The 20,238-nt window shown below is 28.7% G+C and carries 19 protein-coding genes and 2 pseudogenes; 5 read left to right on the top strand and 16 right to left on the bottom strand.

The genetic code is table 11. The annotated features are described in order from the left end of the window. Positions 1-317 precede the first annotated feature (317 nt). From F3K33_RS18610 to F3K33_RS18635, 6 genes are all read right to left on the bottom strand, one after another. The gene (locus F3K33_RS18610; protein ID WP_039773825.1) at positions 318-1,160 is read right to left on the bottom strand and encodes an ABC transporter substrate-binding protein; all 843 of its coding nucleotides are present in this window, start codon (positions 1,158-1,160) and stop codon (positions 318-320) included. A gap of 312 nt (positions 1,161-1,472) precedes the next feature. Continuing rightward, the gene (locus F3K33_RS18615; protein WP_012059820.1) at positions 1,473-1,907 is read right to left on the bottom strand and encodes a hypothetical protein; all 435 of its coding nucleotides are present in this window, start codon (positions 1,905-1,907) and stop codon (positions 1,473-1,475) included. Positions 1,908-1,919: 12 nt separating this feature from the next. Beyond that, entirely contained in the window at positions 1,920-2,468 is a 549-nt protein-coding gene (locus F3K33_RS18620; protein ID WP_039773824.1) for a LytTR family DNA-binding domain-containing protein, read from the bottom strand. A 274-nt stretch (positions 2,469-2,742) separates the two neighbouring features. Beyond that, entirely contained in the window at positions 2,743-3,273 is a 531-nt protein-coding gene (locus F3K33_RS18625; RefSeq protein WP_012059822.1) for a hypothetical protein, read from the bottom strand. Further along, positions 3,266-4,648 carry an NAD(P)H-dependent oxidoreductase gene (locus F3K33_RS18630; RefSeq protein ID WP_039773823.1) on the bottom strand — a complete coding sequence of 461 codons (1,383 nt, stop codon included), beginning with the start codon at positions 4,646-4,648 and terminating at the stop codon, positions 3,266-3,268. The genes F3K33_RS18625 and F3K33_RS18630 overlap by 8 nt, the downstream gene beginning before the upstream one ends. Before the next feature lie 175 nt (positions 4,649-4,823). Then, complete coding sequence (locus tag F3K33_RS18635) at positions 4,824-6,158, bottom strand: aminotransferase-like domain-containing protein (RefSeq protein WP_023974516.1); 1,335 nt, start codon at positions 6,156-6,158, stop codon at positions 4,824-4,826. A 219-nt stretch (positions 6,159-6,377) separates the two neighbouring features. Here F3K33_RS18635 and F3K33_RS26855 point away from each other — a divergent pair, with 219 nt between their 5' ends. From F3K33_RS26855 to F3K33_RS26865, 3 genes and pseudogenes are all read left to right on the top strand, one after another. After that, positions 6,378-6,533: an EamA family transporter gene (locus F3K33_RS26855; RefSeq protein ID WP_243141315.1), complete on the top strand. Its 156-nt coding sequence runs from the start codon at positions 6,378-6,380 to the stop codon at positions 6,531-6,533. Positions 6,534-6,644: 111 nt separating this feature from the next. Next, positions 6,645-6,710, top strand: a pseudogene (locus F3K33_RS26860) (hypothetical protein); the annotation flags it as partial. A 45-nt stretch (positions 6,711-6,755) separates the two neighbouring features. Further along, on the top strand, positions 6,756-7,190 hold the full coding sequence (locus tag F3K33_RS26865; protein WP_243141316.1) for an EamA family transporter: 435 nt from the start codon (positions 6,756-6,758) through the stop codon (positions 7,188-7,190). Between the two features lie 339 nt (positions 7,191-7,529). On the opposite strand, the gene F3K33_RS18645 is transcribed toward F3K33_RS26865, so the two are convergent. Further along, positions 7,530-8,381, bottom strand: coding sequence for an NAD-dependent epimerase/dehydratase family protein (locus F3K33_RS18645; RefSeq protein ID WP_023974517.1), 852 nt, complete (start codon positions 8,379-8,381; stop codon positions 7,530-7,532). 140 nt (positions 8,382-8,521) lie between these two features. On the opposite strand from F3K33_RS18645, the gene F3K33_RS18650 reads away from it, so the two are divergent. After that, positions 8,522-9,355, top strand: coding sequence for a helix-turn-helix transcriptional regulator (locus F3K33_RS18650; protein ID WP_039773822.1), 834 nt, complete (start codon positions 8,522-8,524; stop codon positions 9,353-9,355). A gap of 318 nt (positions 9,356-9,673) precedes the next feature. Here the strand turns inward: F3K33_RS18650 and F3K33_RS18655 are convergent, their stop codons facing one another. The 9 genes and pseudogenes from F3K33_RS18655 to F3K33_RS18700 form a co-directional block, all read right to left on the bottom strand. After that, on the bottom strand, positions 9,674-10,318 hold the full coding sequence (locus F3K33_RS18655) for a YidC/Oxa1 family membrane protein insertase (RefSeq protein WP_012059827.1): 645 nt from the start codon (positions 10,316-10,318) through the stop codon (positions 9,674-9,676). A 982-nt stretch (positions 10,319-11,300) separates the two neighbouring features. After that, complete coding sequence (locus F3K33_RS18665) at positions 11,301-12,404, bottom strand: sensor histidine kinase (protein WP_039773820.1); 1,104 nt, start codon at positions 12,402-12,404, stop codon at positions 11,301-11,303. Continuing rightward, complete coding sequence (locus tag F3K33_RS18670) at positions 12,394-13,083, bottom strand: response regulator transcription factor (RefSeq protein ID WP_023974520.1); 690 nt, start codon at positions 13,081-13,083, stop codon at positions 12,394-12,396. Before F3K33_RS18670 ends, F3K33_RS18665 begins: the two co-directional genes overlap by 11 nt. A 20-nt stretch (positions 13,084-13,103) precedes the next feature. After that, positions 13,104-13,793, bottom strand: coding sequence for a M15 family metallopeptidase (locus F3K33_RS18675; RefSeq protein WP_039773819.1), 690 nt, complete (start codon positions 13,791-13,793; stop codon positions 13,104-13,106). A gap of 532 nt (positions 13,794-14,325) precedes the next feature. Next, positions 14,326-15,207, bottom strand: coding sequence for a sensor histidine kinase (locus F3K33_RS18680; protein ID WP_051144952.1), 882 nt, complete (start codon positions 15,205-15,207; stop codon positions 14,326-14,328). A 24-nt stretch (positions 15,208-15,231) separates the two neighbouring features. After that, positions 15,232-15,966, bottom strand: coding sequence for an ABC transporter permease (locus F3K33_RS18685; RefSeq protein ID WP_039773818.1), 735 nt, complete (start codon positions 15,964-15,966; stop codon positions 15,232-15,234). Positions 15,967-15,981: 15 nt separating this feature from the next. Beyond that, positions 15,982-16,707: an ABC transporter permease gene (locus F3K33_RS18690; RefSeq protein WP_039773817.1), complete on the bottom strand. Its 726-nt coding sequence runs from the start codon at positions 16,705-16,707 to the stop codon at positions 15,982-15,984. Continuing rightward, on the bottom strand, positions 16,700-17,620 hold the full coding sequence (locus F3K33_RS18695; protein WP_039773816.1) for an ABC transporter ATP-binding protein: 921 nt from the start codon (positions 17,618-17,620) through the stop codon (positions 16,700-16,702). Before F3K33_RS18695 ends, F3K33_RS18690 begins: the two co-directional genes overlap by 8 nt. A 146-nt stretch (positions 17,621-17,766) precedes the next feature. Further along, positions 17,767-18,396: pseudogene (locus tag F3K33_RS18700) on the bottom strand (response regulator transcription factor); the annotation flags it as partial. A gap of 149 nt (positions 18,397-18,545) precedes the next feature. Between F3K33_RS18700 and F3K33_RS18705 the strand changes: the two are divergent. Then, entirely contained in the window at positions 18,546-19,985 is a 1,440-nt protein-coding gene (locus F3K33_RS18705) for a DDE-type integrase/transposase/recombinase (protein ID WP_039773814.1), read from the top strand. Positions 19,986-20,238: the final 253 nt, after the last annotated feature.

A 20,238-nucleotide genomic window follows, 5' to 3' on the forward strand; every position in this document is an offset into this window, starting at 1 on the left:
TAATTAAGTATCAATATATTTTAAGTTTCCATCTACATGTTCTAAGTAATGAGAATTTGATCTTAATGATTTACATTTTAGCCAATAAAAAAAACGCTATAATTTTATTATCACCCAAAGATTTTTCTTTCCTAATCTGAAGATCTGTTTTTCCATCTTAAAATTATGTAAAAACCTAGGACTTTCTCAAGCAAATAATCCTCAAACCCGCATTATACAAGCATATTCTTCAGAATATTAGAATATATATTCTAGTATTCTGAAGAATAAATATTGTTAAGAATATATCTTCTTAATAATATTTTAGAATTATGTACTTAGTTACTAATCATATTATTTTTATCTAATCCATTCTTTACAAGAATAGAATATAACGCACCATCTGCTTTCATATCATTAATTGCTTTATTTAATGCGTTTAATAAAAAAACATCATCTTTTTTAACTGCTATTCCCATTACTCCTTGTAACTCAGGAATATAGCCTTTTAACTGCCTTAGCAAAGGATCTTTTTCCTTTATATAGTAGTTTATAATAATAGAATCAGCTAAGCCCGCATCAATTTTCCCACTACTTATAGCATTAAATAAATCAGTTGTACTATCCAAACTTAATGCATCTTTTATTAAGTTATTTTTCTTCCACTTTTTCGCTAGATCTTCAAATATTGTTCCTTTTTCTACTCCAATTACTGCATTTTTTAAATCACTCATAAAATTAATTTTTGAAAATCTTGGTACAATAACAGTTTCTGATTCTTTATACAATGGCTTAGTAAACGCTACTAGTTTTTCACTTTCAGGAGTTATAAATATTCCACCAACTGCTATATCTATGCTATCATCGGCATTAAATTTATTTAACAAATCTGCAAATGTTACTTCCTTAATTTCAACCTTATTAATTCCAAGCCGCCGTGTAATTTCAGTTATGACATCCGCATCAATTCCACTCATCTTATTTGTTTCGGCATTTATCCAAAAGAATGGAATTTCCTTTGATGGTGCAGCAATAGTTATTATTCCTTTTTCTTTTATCATTTCCAATCTATCTTTTTCTATTGAGCTATTTGCCATTATAGTTTCCCTAGGCGCTATCATAAATCCAATTATTATTCCAATAATATTTATAATAACAATTGAAGTAAATATTTTTTTCATAAATAAAAATCTCCTTTAAAACGATAAACATATCTTTAAATTATTATTTGGAATTTAAATTTAAATTATCCACATTTGAAAAAATTCAAACTTTTAAAAATAATACTTTACCTTTTATGTTAGCCTTTAAAGCGAGATCAATGATCAGTTTACTTTACCATTGAGTAGTATCCATCACATATTATTCAACTTCCAAAGAGCATGTATTTTATTTACTACGTCAAATCTACATATAAAATGCAACTTTTCAAATAAAAAATTGGAGAGATCGCAACTTCACTCAGAATATTGCGACCTCTCCCAATTTTATATTTAGTTTTTTCTTAATAGCTGATTTTTTTTGCTCATAAGTTTTGAATTAAATTCTAAATTTCTTTTATATGAATAATAGCAAAAACTCATCCCCAAAAACTCTGCAGTTATTAAAATAGATATTAGCTCTATAATTGAAGCAATTTTTTTATATACAAAATAGTAGTAAATAGATGGTAAGCAGGAAATCCCCCCTATTACTATAAATACACAAACAAAAGCTAGTAATGCACTTTTTTGTTTTATTCCAACCAGATAAATAAAAACAGATCTAGAAATAGTACCAATAACTCCTCCAATAATAGAAAACATAATTAATTCTTCTATAATTCCTACATTTATATTTTTAACAATCATCTGAGTCATACCAACAACTATACCACATAGCATGGATATAATAAGATTAAATAAAAAATCCTTTAAATTCTGTTTCATAATTTACGCACCTCACAATCCGAGATATTGCTTAAAGTTATTTAGATATTTTCTTGTGACATATACTTCTTCATCCATATCTATGAGCTTTAATATAAGCTTGCTGTTAAACCATGAAATTATTCTATCTACTTTCACTATATTTACAACAAAGCATTTACTTACTCTTATGAAACCTTTTGCTTCCAATCTTTCTTCAAGTTCATAAAGCTTTTCTTTTACTTTATACTTTTTATCCTTGGTCATGCAAAAAACCTCATTTCCCATAGCTTCGAAATAATATATCTCATTATAATTTAATACTTTAAGCTCATCCTCATCACATCTTCCTGTGATTATATTTTTAGCTTCTTCTTTGCTGCCTGAAATAGAATCTAAATAACCAATCAAAATATTTATGGTTTCTATATCAAAGTATACCCCTATTTTGCCGCTCTTTAAATCAAATCCTTTTTCGATTAAACATACATCAGCATTTTCATTAATCTTTATTTTGCGATTTGTAAGGATTTCTTCCAGCATTATTTTTAGATTTTCGCTGCAAATTAAATCTAACTCCATGTAATTTCCCCTTTTGCTTTAAACTTTAAGCAATGCCTTTCTGACAAGGATATATTAAAAACTTAAACTCTATCCTCTCGAGGATGTTCAAAAAAATAACAAATCAGTATGCTAGTCTATTTTGTGCTATAATTCGCCTATAAATCTCACTAATAGCCTGCAACTTTAGATCCTTGTCTAACACAAAATATACACCTTAAAAATAGCAGTTATGCTGCATATAAGAACTTCTCATTGCATCTTTTACTTGTTATTTTCCTTCACATCCCCTACTTTAAACTTCAGGCAATACCCCTGGAATTATAATTGATAGCATAATTCCTAAAATCACCAGCCCATTCATAATTATAACAGTCATAATATTATGCCCTGATAATTCTATAATAGCATTAATTAAATAAATTACAGCCCATATTTTTGTTATTACTATATTAACTTCTATAAATAAAGAAGATTTTCCAAATTCCTTTTCATATCCTCTTCTAGCATCATACATTGTATAAGGTCTTCCCATCATAATAGAAATGAAACCCGTTAAAGCTAATACTGTATATGAAGTTAAATATTTATATTCCATAATGGAATTAATTCCTAAATAGAAATATAATATATTAGAAATAGTAAAATAAGCTACTAATACTATCGACATGATTCCTATATTTTTATTAATTATATCTCTTATAAAAAGCATCAGTATAGAAGCAAATCCCAAAACAAGGCATAAATTACTCGAAATACTCCAAAAGAGCATTAGTGGCAGAAAACTTAATGTTACATTGAGAAACGCTTTTGAACTACTACCCATTATTTTTCCCTCTATCTTTCTCAAGTGCCTTTTTATGACCTGTGATCATGAAATCAACCATATTTTTCTGTACATGCTCCTTGAATTTTTTTCTTTTCATAAGATATCTCATAACTTTCCCTTGAGCTTTTTCTTTTAAAGGAACTTTTTTAATTAGCCTATTTTTCTTATAGTATTTATAATCTTCTAAGAAAATAGCTCCTAGCCCTCCTTCTATTGCATCTGCGAATAGTTTACTTCCAGCTATATTTAAAAATGTTTCAGGCTTAAAATAGTTTCTTTCAGAATAATTTATACTCATTTTAGCAAAAGCATATATTTGATTGTCTATAAGAGAGTTATCTTCAGCTTCATCAGTGACAAATCCAATTAAATTGCCTCCTTGTGTATGAAACTCTAATATCTGTCTTAAATTTTGATCTTCACTTAATTTCCCTGAAATTATATATCCTATGTGTTTACCTCTGAATATAGGAACATGGTTATATCGAAAACTTCTATCATAAATAAGCTTAAAACGTGAAGATAAATATCTATCCTTTATACTTCCTGCAAAAATTATGATATCTGCATTATTAATGATATGGTCTAAAAACTCCCTATAACCATCTTTACCATCATAAACACATTTATTTTCAGCTCCACATTTACAGCAACCAAGACATGCCCCTTTTATATCAACCTCATTAAGATTAAGGATCTCTACAGAACCTTTTACAAAGCTTTTATATTTGTCAATCATCTCATTAAGATTATTATCTTCTTTAGCAGCGTCTGTAATTATGATTATTTTTTTATTTGTATTAATAACTTTGTCTGTCGCTCCTGCACTATATTCAAAGTTACTTTTACTCACTGAATTATACAATTTACTAGTTGTTAAACCTTCATTTGCAAAATCAAGTAAATTTTCAAAAAACACTTTAAGCTCTTTTCTTCTATTTTCCTTAGTTAAATCCTGCATCTCGTGAGATAAATATTCCACATAGTTCATGCCTAAATCTTCAGAAATTGCCCTGATATAATTATGTGCATGAATATCTGCATAATGAATAGACGTAGAAAATGCAGCAGTATACTTATCCTTAAAATAGCTTTCTAATTTCTTTTCAAATATAAGTTCAATAAATCTCTTATAATTAGAATGCACTAAAGCATGATATAGCGGAAATGCCCATATAACTGCATCTGCTTCCTGAACCATTGTGCATAAAGCTTTTAATTTTTCAGTATCTTTTTCATAACTTTTTACTTCCTTAACAATATGGATATACTGAAATTCATGTTTTTCATAATTTTGTTCCAAATACTTCATTGATTGCATTGTAACACTTTTCTCAAACTTCGGACTCCCATTTAAAACAACTATTTTCATAACCAATACCTCCGCTTCTTTATATTTTCATTCTATTAGAAAACATGAATTAAAACCATAGATTTTGCTTAAGATGCAATTTAAATAAAATAAGATGCATTAATGATCTGCAAAAATTAAGAGAACCTCCTCTATATGGATTTGGTTCTCCTCTGATACTTAAATTAATAATATACTAAATCAATTTGTGTATCTCTTCAAATAATATCTGAATTCCTAACTTTATCTTGTCTTTTGTAAGTTTAGATATGCACAATCTAAAACAGCTTATTCTTGAACTATTATCTATAAAAAACGCCTTTCCCTCTGCTATATAAATCATTTTTTCATTTAATCTTTTATTTAGCGTTTCCATATCAATATGCTTAGTAAACTGCATCCATATAAAAAATCCTGTATCTGGAATAAATAGTTCCACGCCCTCTGTATTTATGTTTTTTAAGCAGTCCTTTAAATAATTCATTTTTTTCATATATGCAAATTGGATTCTTTGAATATGCTTTTTATACATTCCACTATTAATATAAATTTCTAAAGCTCCTTGTTCTAATGCTGATGTACTCAAATCATAATATCTCTTATGTTTCAAAAATTCACTTTTTAATTTTTCTTGAAGTACTACTGCTCCTAGCCTTATCCCTGGCATAAATGTTTTAGAAAAGCTTTTTAAATATATAACCCGTTCCCATATATCATAATAATAAATTGGTAATGATTTTTTGTTTTTATCTAAATCAGCTAAATAATCATCTTCAACAATGTAAACATCATATTTTTCAGCTAACTCTGCAATACATCTCTTATCTTTTTCCGAATAACTTGTCCCTAAAGGGTTATGTAATCTTGGGATTGTATAGAAAAACTTTATATCTTGATTTTTAAATATATTCTCTAGTTCTTCCAAATTTATGCCATTAAAATCTCTGTTTATTCCTATTAATCTTTCTCCATTCATCTCTACCAATTTGTGTATCAAACTATATGTTGGCTGCTCAACTAAAATATTCTTTTTCCCATTTGGAAAAGACATTTTTGAAAGAATACTTATTGCCTGTTGTGAACCTGATGTAATACATATTTTGTCCATGGAGGTGAATATTTGATATTCAGAAAAGAAGTTAACCAATGATGCTCTTAAAGATTTAAATCCTTCAGTATCACCATATATAAACAAGTCATTCTTATATAACTCAACCGCTCTATTTATACAATGATTAAATTCCTTATACGGAAGTAATCTGGAATCAGGCACTACTAAAGAAAAATCAATAATGTCATTTTCAGCATTCTCTTCAGAATTATTTTCCACAAGGTAATATCCACTCTTAGGAATAGAGTATATTCTATGATTCATTTCAAGTTCTTTATAACCTCTTATTATTGTGGATTTATTACATCCAAACTTATCAACCAAAGTTCTTATTGGAGGTAACCTTTGCCCTTGCTTTAACTCATTTCTTTCTGCAAGTTCTTCAATATATTGTATGATAATTTTATATTTCTTTTTCATAATCGCATCCTTCTATTTATCTTAATTTCTCAAGCATCTTAACACTTTTATACCGGTACAAAATACTTTTTTAAAGATTGTACTGTATACTCTAAATTCTTATAATTCCATTATATGGTTAATGAATAATAAATTGTAAATTAATTACTCATTTAATTTCAATATACACTATTTAATCTATGTTTTAATAAAATTACAACAAACATAAAGGAGTTAAGTATGGAAAAGTATCAAAAAAAAGCAATATTATATCTTGTAATTGCATCAATTTTATGGAGTATTGGAGGCCTATTTATTAAATTAGTAAATTGGAATCCTATTGCTATTACTGGAGCGCGTAGCGGTATAGCAGCAATAGTTATGTTATTATACTAAAAAAAGCCAGCAATACACTTAGGAAAGACAAAGCTGCTAGGTGCATGCACGTATTCATCCCTTCTCATATTTTTTGTTACTGCTAATAAACTCACAACATCGGCAAACGCTATACTTCTACAGTTTACAGCGCCTATATGGGTATTATTATTTTCAAAAGTTTTCCTAAAGGAAAAAATTAAAAAATCTGATTTAGCCGTAATTATTTTTGTCATACTTGGAATGATTTTATTCTTTATAGGGGATTTAGGACTTGGCAATATTATAGGAAATTTTATTGCAATACTCAGCGGTATTTCAATGGCTGGAACTGTTATATTTCTAAAACTTATAAAAGATGGGTCTCCTGTTGAAATGACTTTCCTGGGAAATATAATTACATTTATTATATCTATACCTTTTTTCTTTCAATCAGTTCCAAACTTAAATAGTATTTTGGGATTATTAATCTTAGGAATATTCCAATTAGGAATTTCTTATATATTTTATACATTAGCTGTTAAGCAGATTTCTCCTATTGAAGCAATCCTAATTCCTGTATTAGAACCACTGCTCAATCCCTTTTGGGTATTTTTATTCACTGGTGAAATACCCGGAACTTATGCCTTTATAGGAGGATTAATTGTACTTACATTTACCTCCTCAATTAGTTGCTGATAGAATAAGAAAATTTGAAGACAACAGTTAAACTATTTATAAACTAGAATTTTTCTTATTAAGATGTATAATTGATGTAGTTTTAAGATAAGCTCTAAATCACTAAACAAAAAATAGTCATATCAATGAGTCTTTAGCTAGCAGTAACTTCTGCAAAGTCATGTACTAAAGGCTTTGATACGACTATTTTTTCTTAATTTTCATATATGAAGAATTTACAATCAAAAATAGTTCAATTAGAATTATGACATTGATAATTTTGCCATGGTTTTTTATAAAGAACTAATATTATAATCGTTGTTTACATACATTTTAATATACCACTTTTTCAACTTACAACTATAATGCTCCCATATCTCTAGCAATATAAAGAGAAGGATATTTAGCATTGAAATTTAGTTCGCTTTTAATACGCGCTGTATCTAATATCATATCCCATTGGTTAAAACTTGGCCAACCACCATTTGGAGGTACCTGCTCTGGTTCACCTTGTAGCTTATAAAATTCACCTACAGTAATAGGGTTATCATCAGCAACATTATATATACGCCCCCCAATACCAGGTGTACTAACAGCAAGCAGTAATGCTTGACTGACATCTTGGTGATGCACTACTGACATCGCTTTTGAAGGGTTCCAGTTACTTAGAAACGGTAAAATTTCTTGAATGTGTGGGTCATTATCACCATAAACAAATCCTAGTCTCATAATACGAATATCTAGTCCTTGTTCATGATATAATTCAAGTAGAGCTTTTTCTGCAGCCATTTTTGTTTTAGGATATAATGCCGTTGCTGTAAGAACATCATCTTCCATACATGGTCTATTTACTAGAGAATTGTTATATACATTGCCTGTGCTTGTAAAAACAAATCTTGTGACACCTGCATCTAATGCTGCTTTAGCGAGTGTAATAGTTGCATCTATATTGATAGCTTTAGCCATTTCTTCACTAATATCACCTCGAAATTGAGCTGCTATATGTACAACAGCATCAACACCTCGTACGGCTTCAATTAGATTTTCATTATCTAAAAGATCTCCTAATACTACTTCTGCCCCCTGTTCTTTTAAAGTGGATGCACCTTCTAAGTTTCTTACAAGAATACGAACCTCATGACCTTTCTTAAGTAAATACGATACAAATCGACTTCCAACCTTACCTGTTGCCCCTGTTACAAATATTTTCATAAATTAATTCACTCCAATCTAAATAGTTTTGTTTATCAGTTATTTTTATGTTATATTGCTAATATATCAGAGTTAAAATAATTCAACCACATTGTGGTTATCCTACGATTGAGAGTAGTAGGATAAGAGGAGGAAAATAAATGAAAGAAATTACATTACAGCAGTCGTTAGGTGAATTTTTGCGTGCAATTAGAGAACGCATTACGCCAGAGCAGGTTGGATTACCCTCACATGGACGCCGCCGTACACCTGGACTTCGTCGTGAAGAAGTCGCTCAGCTTGCCAATGTAGGAATTTCTTGGTACACATCTATAGAGCAAGGTAAAGACGTACATCCTTCTTATCAAATATTAGAAAGTTTAGCTAATGCCTTAAGCTTGTCCGAAGATGAACGCCGATATCTGTTTTTATTATCTAAATCTGATGAAATGGAAGAATCAAAAATTTATAAAGAAATTAGTACAGGATTAGAAAGAACTGTTTTCGCATTGGAGCCTAATCCTGCATATATAATGGATAAATACTGGGATGTACTATTATGGAATCGTGCAGCAGAATTTTTATTTAAATTTCCTTCATATTCTACCAGCATAGATTCAAAACCAAATATATTACATCAATTTTTATTTGATCCATTCAAAAAGGAAATCAACTCAGATTGGGAAGAACGTGCTAAAATCATGATTGCAAGATTTAGAGCAGATTGTGCTAGGTATCCTCAGGATGCAAGATTAAATGAAATGATTGAGAAATTTAAGCAAGAAAGTGAATTCTTCAGCAAATGGTGGCCTCGTTATGAAGTTAAAACTGTCACTGACTGTCATAAATTATGGAATCACCCTGAGATTGGAGATTTGGAATTTGAACATGTGAATTTGCAAGTATCAAACTGTCCTGATTTTAAATTGATGATTTATACTGCTTCACCTTCTACATTAGAAAAGCTTAAACAAAAAATATATTCTATCAAATGAATAATACATCATAATTGACAGCCCAATCATAAAAGATACTTTACATTATCAATTTACTGTGTGGATCATTTTCGCACATTTCCTTAATAAATACGCAAAAGCCACTTTCCTTCTGCGTATTTATTTACCTTTAACTTTAAGTCTATAACCTGCGCCCCTACTGTTTAAATATGTGCAGGATTAGAATATGAGAATTCAATTGAAAAATACATATTATAAATTATTAAAGGTAACTAAATCTAATTTAGATTCAGCTACCTTTTTAATTTATCTATAATTTTAAAATAAATTTTACTTAGTAGTATCAAACATAATTTTTTAAACTACCAAACCTCTTCTTTTGGCATATAGCCTAAAAGCTACTTCTTCAACAAATGAGAATAAACTTGTGGTTATAAAATATATTCCTAAAGCAATAGGAGCTTTAAAAGTAACCAATCCACTTATTATAGTTGTTATTATGATGTTGGTTTTGCTTAGTTTAGCTTGAGCTTTTAATCTAAGAAAAGGTATATAAGGTAATATATTGGGACTAAGCATTGAAACTGCATATATTGCAGGCACTATAAATAAACTATCTGACATCTTCAAGCTAACTACCCAAGGTATAAGCGCAGTTCCAACCTGCATAGGCATATTTAAAATCACTCTATACAAATTAAAAACTATAGGTATCTGAAGTAAACTTGATAAAATACCTATCATTCCCCTTGCATTTTGCTTAAAGTACTTTTGAGTCTCAATTTCTAGCTTTTCCTTATTACTTTTATATTTCTCTTTTATTTCTTCAAGCCCCTTAGAAAACTCCTGCTGACTATACATGCTTAACTTTTGCTTAAATGATATTGGCATAAGAATTAGCTTAACCAATATAGTTAATAGTATAATTGCTATTCCTAAGTCTCCTGTAATATTAAAAAAATAATTAAGTGATACGTTTAGTAAATTTGAAATGATGTTCATATTCTTCCTCCTAAAATTTAAAATAAATAAAAAACACCATTTCATTTAAAACTGTACACAATACCGCCAAATATCATATTTTTCATATGATATATAATCATTTATTATCATAAATCTTGAATAATCCAAGTATTTAATATAAATCCTACTTACAACATTATAATTTAACTTTTTTCTATATTTTCTTAAATATGTAATTGTGCAAGTAATAATACTTATAAGAAACACTAGAACAAAAAACAAATGCATAGTATTCATTAACTCTGCTCTCATAAAATTACCTCACGAAATTCTATATATGCATATAGTATATCACTTTAGAATTTATTTACAATGATCCTAGTTCATATATAATATTAGGTTATACATTTCATAGCTCCAACTATTGCCAATATATTCTACTATATAAAATCGGATAATTATGGTACAATATCCAAGTAAAATTTAACAACCATAGATGGATGGCTGTGGAGGTTTTGAACATTTTTTCCTCCTTGGGCTATTGGTGAATTATTTCGCTGTAGCTGAGGGGGTGGTATTGGATATGCTAGAATTGATTATAAAATGTTTTGCTGCTCTTTATATTATTAGATTAGTTTTAAAACATAATCTTTTTATTTCTAAATTGATAATTAAGATTAATTTTCTTGGAATTCACATAGAAATTAATAGCAAAGAGAAAAAGCACCCATCCGACCAAGAATAGTGCTTTAGTCTCTTCATAAATTTGTAATTTAGGTCCAATAGCCCTAAAACAAAATAAATGTTTTAATGATTAGCTTGGTGTTGACGCACTAAGCTTTTCTTATTTATATTATATCAAATTCTTTTAGAAAAATACATATAGAATTGATATTTTAAATTGTAACTTACCATATAACTTCTTAAAATAAAAATTTCGCTTTGAGTCAACCCTACATACATTTTTAAAATGCATTATTTTACTTCCCATAAAACTTTATAAGCTTTTAATGCAATTTCTTCATTTAACTGGTAATCTTACTTCAAAAATAGTTCTATTATCATCACTATAGGCCTTTATCGTTCCTTGATGCAACTCTATAATATTTTTTGTGATAGCTAGCCCTAATCCAGAACCACCTATATCGCTATTTCTTGATTTTTCTACCCTATAGAATCTATCAAATATGTATGGCAAATCTATTGCTGATATCGATTTACCATAGTTTATAACTTGAACTACTGCCATATTCTCTTCCATTTTTGTTATTACATCAACATAAAAGCCATCTCTGCCATACTTAATTGCATTGGACAGCAAATTTTCAAATGCTCTAACTAGTTTTCCTGCGTCTGCATTTACTATTAGCTTATCCTCAGAAAAGTTGATTCTTGATTGCATTTCTGCATTTTTAAATTGATATTCAAAATACGCAACTACCTGACCTAATAATTCTACTAAATTAATATCAACCTTATCTAAATTAATGGTGTTATTTTGCATTTTAGTAAGTTCAAACAAGTCATTAATAAGTAAATTCAATGCTTTTGCTTTTTCAAATGCTATATTAGCATAATATCTTAGTCTTACTTCATCTTTATACTTATCAGTATCAATTATTTCCAAATAACCTATTATAGACGTTAATGGAGTCCTTAAATCATGAGAAACATTAGTTATCAAGTCATTTTTAGTTTGTTGAGCTTTTCTTTCTACTATTGTTATCTCTTTAAGCTGCCTTGAGATATTATTAATATTTTCTGCTAAATTCCTAATATCATTTTCTCCATCAACTTCTATTAATCTGTCCAAATCACCACTCGCCATCATTTCAGTTTGATCTATAATAGCTACCAAACTTTTAGTTTTTCTATAAGTAATGAGTAAATATACTCCTACAAATAATGAAATTCCAGTAATCACATAGGTTGCACCTTCAAACATTACAGAGTCAATGAGTCTTCGAAATTTAAAAATATAATTAATGAGTTGAATTTTAGTATTTAAATATAAATATATTAATATTCTACTAACTACCATTAAACTTATATAAGTTAATAATAACGTGGTTACAATCTCACCTAATGGTGACAGCCAATATTTATAGAATCTTTTATTTCTCAATTTTATATCCAACTCCCCATATAGTATGAATTATCTTATTTCCTTCCATATGATGTTCTATTTTATCCCTTAATCTACTCATATGTACCATAACAGTATTATTAGATTGATAATATCTTTCCTTCCATACCTTTTCAAAAATATCCTCCGCGCTAAAAACTCTTCCTCTATTTGTCGCTAACAGATATAATATTTCAAACTCTCTAGCTGTTAGATCTACTTCTTTATCATCTATAGTCACCTTATGCTTACTCTTATCTATAACCATTGATTCAATTCTTATTAGATCCTCTGAAACTTGCATTTTTAAATTCAAAAAATATGATCTTCTCATTAATGCCTTCACTCTAACTATAAGTTCCAATTGGTTAAAAGGTTTGCATACATAGTCATCTGCACCAGTCATAATCCCTTGAATCTTATCCATATCTTCTGATTTTGCACTTAGCATAAGAATTGGTATGTTATACTTTTCCCTTACCCTTCTGCAAACCTCCAGACCATCCATGTGGGGCATCATTATATCTAAAACTATCAAATGAATTTCTTCCTTCTCCAAAATATCTAAGGCTTCCTCTCCACAACTTGCCTTAAATACATTGTATCCTTCATTTCTAAGATTTATTTCTAGCAAATTTCTTATTTCTTTTTCATCATCTACTACAAGAATATTATTCATTTATTCCTCCATTTTTATAATTATTTTTGTAAGTATTCCTCTAATGTAATTCCATTATCATGAATATACTTAGCAGCTTCCTTACCTACATATCTAATATGCCATGGTTCATATTCAATTCCTGTTACACTTTTCTTTCCATAAGGATATCTTATAATAAAACCAAATCTATAGCAATTTTTTGCAAGCCAATCTGCCTCCTTAGTTCCCTTTGCAAAATATCCATTTTTATTAGTAATATCAATGCACAGCCCTGTTTGATGTTCACTGAATCCAGGTTTAGCTACATATGCATCTGCAAGCTTTTTCCCTTGAGATATCACTCGATTTTCATAAACATCTTCTTGTGACTTATAAGATCTATAACCCGAATTACCAAGTAATATTATCCCGTCTTTTTTAGCCGCATTTACTAGCTCTTCTAATGGCTTTACAACAGTTCCTGCTACGTGTTTTTCTTCATCATCTGATCCATTTGAAAATGGTATGTTAGGTATGCTTAATCCTTCTGGTACATAATTTCCACTTAATCCATGCTTCTCATTTACTAATAGTATTTTTTCGCTTCCATTAGCCGTGTTTACTTCAAACAACTTGTCTTTATCATTTGAACCATAATTACTTGTATTTCCTTCAATATACCAAAATCCGCAAATTATTATCATCGTCATTATTATAAATCCTGATATCTTTTTATATACTTTTCTCATATCTTCTACTTCCTTTCAAATGTCATAATTTCATTGTAGAAGATAGACTTTACAAGAATTATAAATAAACCTTACGAAATCTTAAGTTTTTAAAATTTAGTATTAGATACACTAATCTATTAGCTAACCGACATTTTCCTCGTGTAATTTTATATTTTGATCAAGAGATTTTGATTCATATCCGTTATATATATCCAACCTTTTCAAAATCTAATTCATCATAATACTTCTGATTTAGCGTAATGATACATAAATATTCCTCTCTAAAGCATCAAAAATAATGAGAATGTAATTACTCTTACATAAGCAATATTTATACTCTATCATTCCTTTCTTGACTAAAAAAATGCCAATACTATTCGAATAGCATTAGCATTTTTTATAATATACAAATTTAACAGAATATAAGATACTTAATTTTACTTACATAATATAATGTTTTGTGTAATTGTGCCTAATTTAAATGAACAATTATACTATTAAATAAATTTTTATATTGATTCCTTTATATTAATTCTATAAAATTGTTTTATTAAAATACAATTTTCAATGTTAAAATATCTTCTTTAATTTCTGCTAATGCTTTAGCATTTATTCTTTCAGCTAATAGCTTCACAATTGAAAGTCCTAAACCTGTACTGCCAGAGCTTCTTGATTTATCTGCTGTATAAAACTTTTCAAATAATAAATTTACATCTATTTTTTTAGGATCTTCAATTTTATTGGCAAAGCAAAGCTCAACATGTTCCTTTTTCGCAAGTGATATTTTGACATAACTTGAGCCGTATTTCAATATATTTGATATTAAGTTTTGAACAATGCGCTGTAGAATTATTTTATCTCCCTCAATAAAGATTGTTGTATTTGGTAAATCAAAAATTGGCTCAATTCCAGCTTCTTTAAATGGCATTATATTTTGAAGCATGGCATCAGAAAGAAAATTATTCATATTAATCTTTTCTAAATTTATATGCATTCTATCATTTTCAATAATAGTTATTTCAAAAAAACTAGTAATGAGATTATGTAGAATCTCAGATTTCCTTTTTATAATATTTATTTTTTCTCTTTGGTCTTCTGATAATTTACTTTTTTCTAGTAATTGTAGATAACCAATTATAGAAGTAAGAGGGGTTCTTAAATCATGAGATATATTTGCGATAGAATCCTTAAGCTTTTGCTCATTTCTCAAAGATTCTATTCTTAGTTGCTTTTGAAGATTGATATTTTTATTAATATTACCTGCAAGATATTCAATATCTTTGTCAAGCAATGATACATCTATCTTCTTTTCTGTTTTGCCTTCTGAAATATTTTCTAATTGTTTTCCTATACTTTTTATTTGAAGCTTTAAATGAAATATATAAGAAATTAATAAAATAATTACAATACTTAATATTAATATGATTATCATTATATCCATCCCTACACATTAAGTTTATTTTAGTTCACATTTACGAAATATATTATAACTTAACATTAGTATAAACCCTAATAAAATTATACCTTCTAAAGAAAATGATATAAATTCAAATGTTGAGTTATTGTTTAAAATCACTCTAAGCAAATTCATTGGATGCCTATATAATGGCAAATTCATACTTCTGGCAACAAACAAATATATAGCATTCATAAGAATTGTAATAACTGATACTATAATAGTTTTTAAATTATCCCTAAATATTACTCCCAAAAGTATTATTACAGAAAAAATAGCTAAATATAATAATGTTGTACAAATTAAAATTTTCATTAGTGTAATTACATTTACTCCACTTGGTGCATTAAAGCCATACTTTATAGTAACAGCGAATGCACCAGAAAAAGAATAGATAAGTATTGCTACAGTTGTAATAATAAGTATTGAGGCAGCTTTTGTAAAAAAAACAATACCTCTACTATTTCCAGATGCAACTTTAGTAATTAAAGTCCTATTTGAAAAACTTTTTCCTATTAGCAATGCTGGAAAAGCTGAAATTAACATGCAGGTTCCTGGAGCATCATGGAGCATTGCTATTAATGCTTCATATCCTCCCAAAGTTAAATTATAATAATTCATTTCTAAATCTCCATAACCTGAATATACTCCATAAACAATCGCAATTCCTATCATAAGCAAATAAATATTGTTATGGGTAGCCTCGTAAATTTCCATCTTTAATAATTTTTTCATTTATTACACTCCCTTTTATCGTAACTCTGCTTTTTTAAATAAAAAATATGATATGCTCAAGAAAAATAATATTATGCAAATACCAATTAGTCCTGCGTCTTTAAATTGATTTGGAATTAAAGGCCTATACAAGATAAGGCGTGCCTGTGCTAATGGTAGATACCTAAATATAGTTGTTCTTATATCATTTGTTGAATTTAATAAAGAGATATTTATAAAGTATATTCCAACTGAAATTCCTACTGTTTTACCAATATCTCTAAACATAAAAGCTATAAATATACTTACACTTGACATAGCCATCCCCAATAATGATGTTGTTATTATTGTTTTAGCTAAAATATTTCCCTCGTTCATAAAATATACCGTAGTATATCTATGTAAAATAATATTAAGAATCACATTTACAATTGGGCTAAACAAAATAACTAAATTGACTCCAATGAAATATGCTGACACCTTGCAAATAAATATTTGAAACCTGCTATGACCTGCACACACCCCGTTATTTATAGTCCTATCTAAAAAATCATTCCCAAAAGAAATTGCTCCAAGTAATATTGGAAACACCATTAATAAACATGCATAATAAAAGCTTACCCCTATATTTTCATATCCAGTTATAGATGTATTACTATCTGAAGTCATAGTAATTCCAAAAAGTGTACTCATGATAAATACTAACCAAAAGCTTTTACTTAAGAATAATTTATAAACCTCAGTCCTAAAAAGATTAATCACATTTACCTCCCCCAATTCTTCTAATAAAGTAATCTTCAAGGCTATCTCCCGTCAAAGAAATTCCGGTTATTATTAAATTATTTCTCGATAATGCTATTGAAACAGATTTAATATCATCTAAATAATCATATAAACGAATTGTTTTGTCTGGCATTATTTGATAGTTATTTGTATGAAGCTCTTCTTCTAATATAGTAGCTGCAAGAGATTCATCATCTACATTGATTGCAATATGCTTTTTACACTTTTCATTAAGTTCCTCTTGAGTTAACGTTTCTAATATGTTTCCATTGGAAATTATAATATAATTATCAGCAGTATGATAAAGTTCTTCTAAAATGTGGCTTGAGATTAAAATAGTCATTCCCTTTTCTTTATTTAATCTTTTAATAAGTTCTCTTATTTCTACGATTCCAACTGGATCAAGTCCATTTACAGGTTCATCTAAAATCAAAAACTCTGGATCATTGACCAGTGCTAGAGCAATTCCTAATCGCTGCTTCATTCCTAAAGAAAAATCCTTTGCTTTCTTTTTTCCTGTATCTTTTAATCCAACTAATTCTAAAGTATCTTCAATAACCTTTTTATCTGGAATTCCTCTTTGAATGCGTTGAATCTCTAAATTTTGATATGCTGTCATATTAGGATATAATGCAGGAGTTTCTACCATGCAACCTAATCGCTTTCTTTGTTCTTGTAATTTCTTTTCTCCAGTTTGCCCAAATAAATAAAGTTCACCAGATGTAGGAAATGATAAGCCAGTAATAAGTCTTATTAAAGTTGTTTTTCCCGCACCGTTTTGTCCCACAAAACCATAAATATTACCTTTTTCTAATTTTATATCTACACCATCTAATGCTTGTGTATTTTTGTATTTCTTTTTCAAATTTTTAGTTTCTAAAACATAAGTCATAATTACATCTCCTTTGCTTTTCCATATTTACATTGTAAAAATCGTACTTAAAGAAAATCTTAAATCAATTCTAAAGAAAACCTTAAATATTTTCTCCATAACAAAAAAGCAGGCTTTACTCCTGCTTATATATTTCTTTTTATTTATTATTTTAACTTATAACCCATTCCCCATATAGTTTCTATATATTCTTCATTGGGATTTGCGTTTTTAAGCTTATTTCTAATATTGCTTATATGGACATTTAGTGTATTATCTTCACTAAAATATTCTTCATTCCATATACTTTCAAATAAATTTGCCTTTGAAAAGACCTTTTGTGGATGACTTAATAATAAAAATAAAATACCATATTCCTTTGAAGTTAATACAAGTGTATTTCCGTTTACTATTACTTTCTTTTCCTCTTCATATAATGTAATATCTTTATAAGTTAAAATTGATTTTTTTATATTTGAATCTGAACTACAGCGCCTTAAATTACTCTCTACTCTTGCTAATATTTCATTTAAATCAAAAGGCTTGGTCACATAATCATCAGCACCTAAACGTAATAACTCCACCTTTGTATGTACCATGTCCTTTGCAGATAATACTATGACAGGTATATTAGAAAAGCTTCGCAGTTCCCGTAAAATCTCATCTCCACTTTTATATGGCAGCATTAAATCTAAAATAACTAAATCATACGTTAAAGTTCTTAATTCTCTCATACCATCTATTCCAGTATTAGATATCTTTATTTCATATCCACTTTCCTTTAAAAATTCCGTTAGTGTAAAGTATTTACACTACTATTCTTAATTCTTTCTTTATATATCAAGGGTTCGAACGTTTTTTTGTACAAAAAAACAATGCCCCCCTAATTTTATGTTATAATCGAGTTCCGCAACACCAAAATAACATCAAAAGAAAGGTCATTGTCATGGAATCAATTATAACTTATTTACTTTTATACAATCAACATTTAATTAAAATTATTTATAAACTTATTTTGTTTATTTCAAAGAATATACCTTTAAATCAATGGGCTTTCGACGATTCTAACAGCCCAGAATATCAAAAATTTAAAGTAGACAAACTTCCTAAAATTATTCGTTTTGAAAAAGCTGACTATAAATTTCTTTTAGCTTATTACAAGTACAAATATAACAAAATACTAAAACCCGTCCAACGACGTAACGGCAAGTCTATTCCTAGTGAAACTATCTGCCCAAAGTGTGGTGCACCTCATCATTACATCTACGATAATAACGGTAATCGAGGTCAGTTCCAATGCAAAGTTTGTGGTCAAAATTTCAACGAAATTAATCACGTTACTAAACCTATAGTGCTTGTATGTCCTTATTGTGGGCATACTCTTTCTCAAAAGAAAGATCGTAAGCATTTTCGCATTCATAAATGTATAAACCCTAAGTGTTCATACTACTTAGATGGTCTTAAAAGACTTCCTAGTGATATAAAATCTTCTGAGAAATATAAATACAAACTACACTATATTTATAGAGAATTTTGCGTGAATTTCTTCAAGATGAACTTACATACTATTTCTAAGCGGGCCGTAAACTTTAATTTTAAAAAATTTAATCCTCATATTATGGGATTGAGCCTCACTTATCATGTTAATTTTAAACTTTCAACTAGAGAAACCGCTCGCGCTTTAGCGGAGATACATGGTATAAAAATATCACATACTATGGTTGCTAACTATGCATTAACTGCTGCTACTGTAATTAAGCCATTTGTAGATACCTTTGATTACAAGCCTTCTAATATCCTTTCTGCTGATGAAACCTACATAAAAGTAAAAGGTATAAGGCATTATGTTTGGATTGTTATGGATGCTTGTAAAAAGTCTATTCTTGGCTATCAGGTATCTGATACAAGAGCTGTTGGTCCATGCATACTTGCGATGCGAATGGCGTTTGATAAGTTTCAAATATTCCCTAATAAAATGTTAAAGTTTATTGCTGATGGCTATAGTGCTTATCCTCTAGCTAGGCAACAATTTGAACTAGAAGAAGATAAGATCTTTGACCTTACTCAAGTAATAGGACTTACAAATTATGATGAAGTTTCTAAAGAATATCGTTGGGTTAAGCAAGTAGTAGAACGCTTAAATCGTACTTTCAAATCATCATACCGTGTTACTTGTGGTTATGGGAGTGAAGACGGTGCCCTTTACGGAGTCTCACTTTGGGTTGCATATTACAACTTTCTGCGCCCACATCCTTATAATTATTGGCGGCCTCTAAATGAGATTGATCAATTAAAACAAGCTGATAACATGCCTGCTAAATGGCAAATACTTATTAGTCTTGGTCAGCAAACTATACTTCATATGCAAGAAAATCAATGCTCTTGATCTATCGTTAATTTAATACAGTTTACATTTTTTGCCTTCGGCGACGGAGGTCTTTTGTTGTACTTAAAATTAATTATAAAATCACTAAATTATATAATTTTTACTAATATTGGTTAGCGACTTTCGTTTCTATCTTTTCATAGCTCACTTTACACTATCAAAATTCCTTAAGTAGATTACAAATTTCTAAATCATCTTCTATAATTGAAATCCTTTGTTGCATATCATCACCAACCAAATTACTACTTATTTA

The sequence above is a fragment of the Clostridium beijerinckii genome (genome assembly GCF_008705175.1).
Taxonomy (GTDB): Bacteria; Bacillota; Clostridia; order Clostridiales; family Clostridiaceae; genus Clostridium; species Clostridium beijerinckii.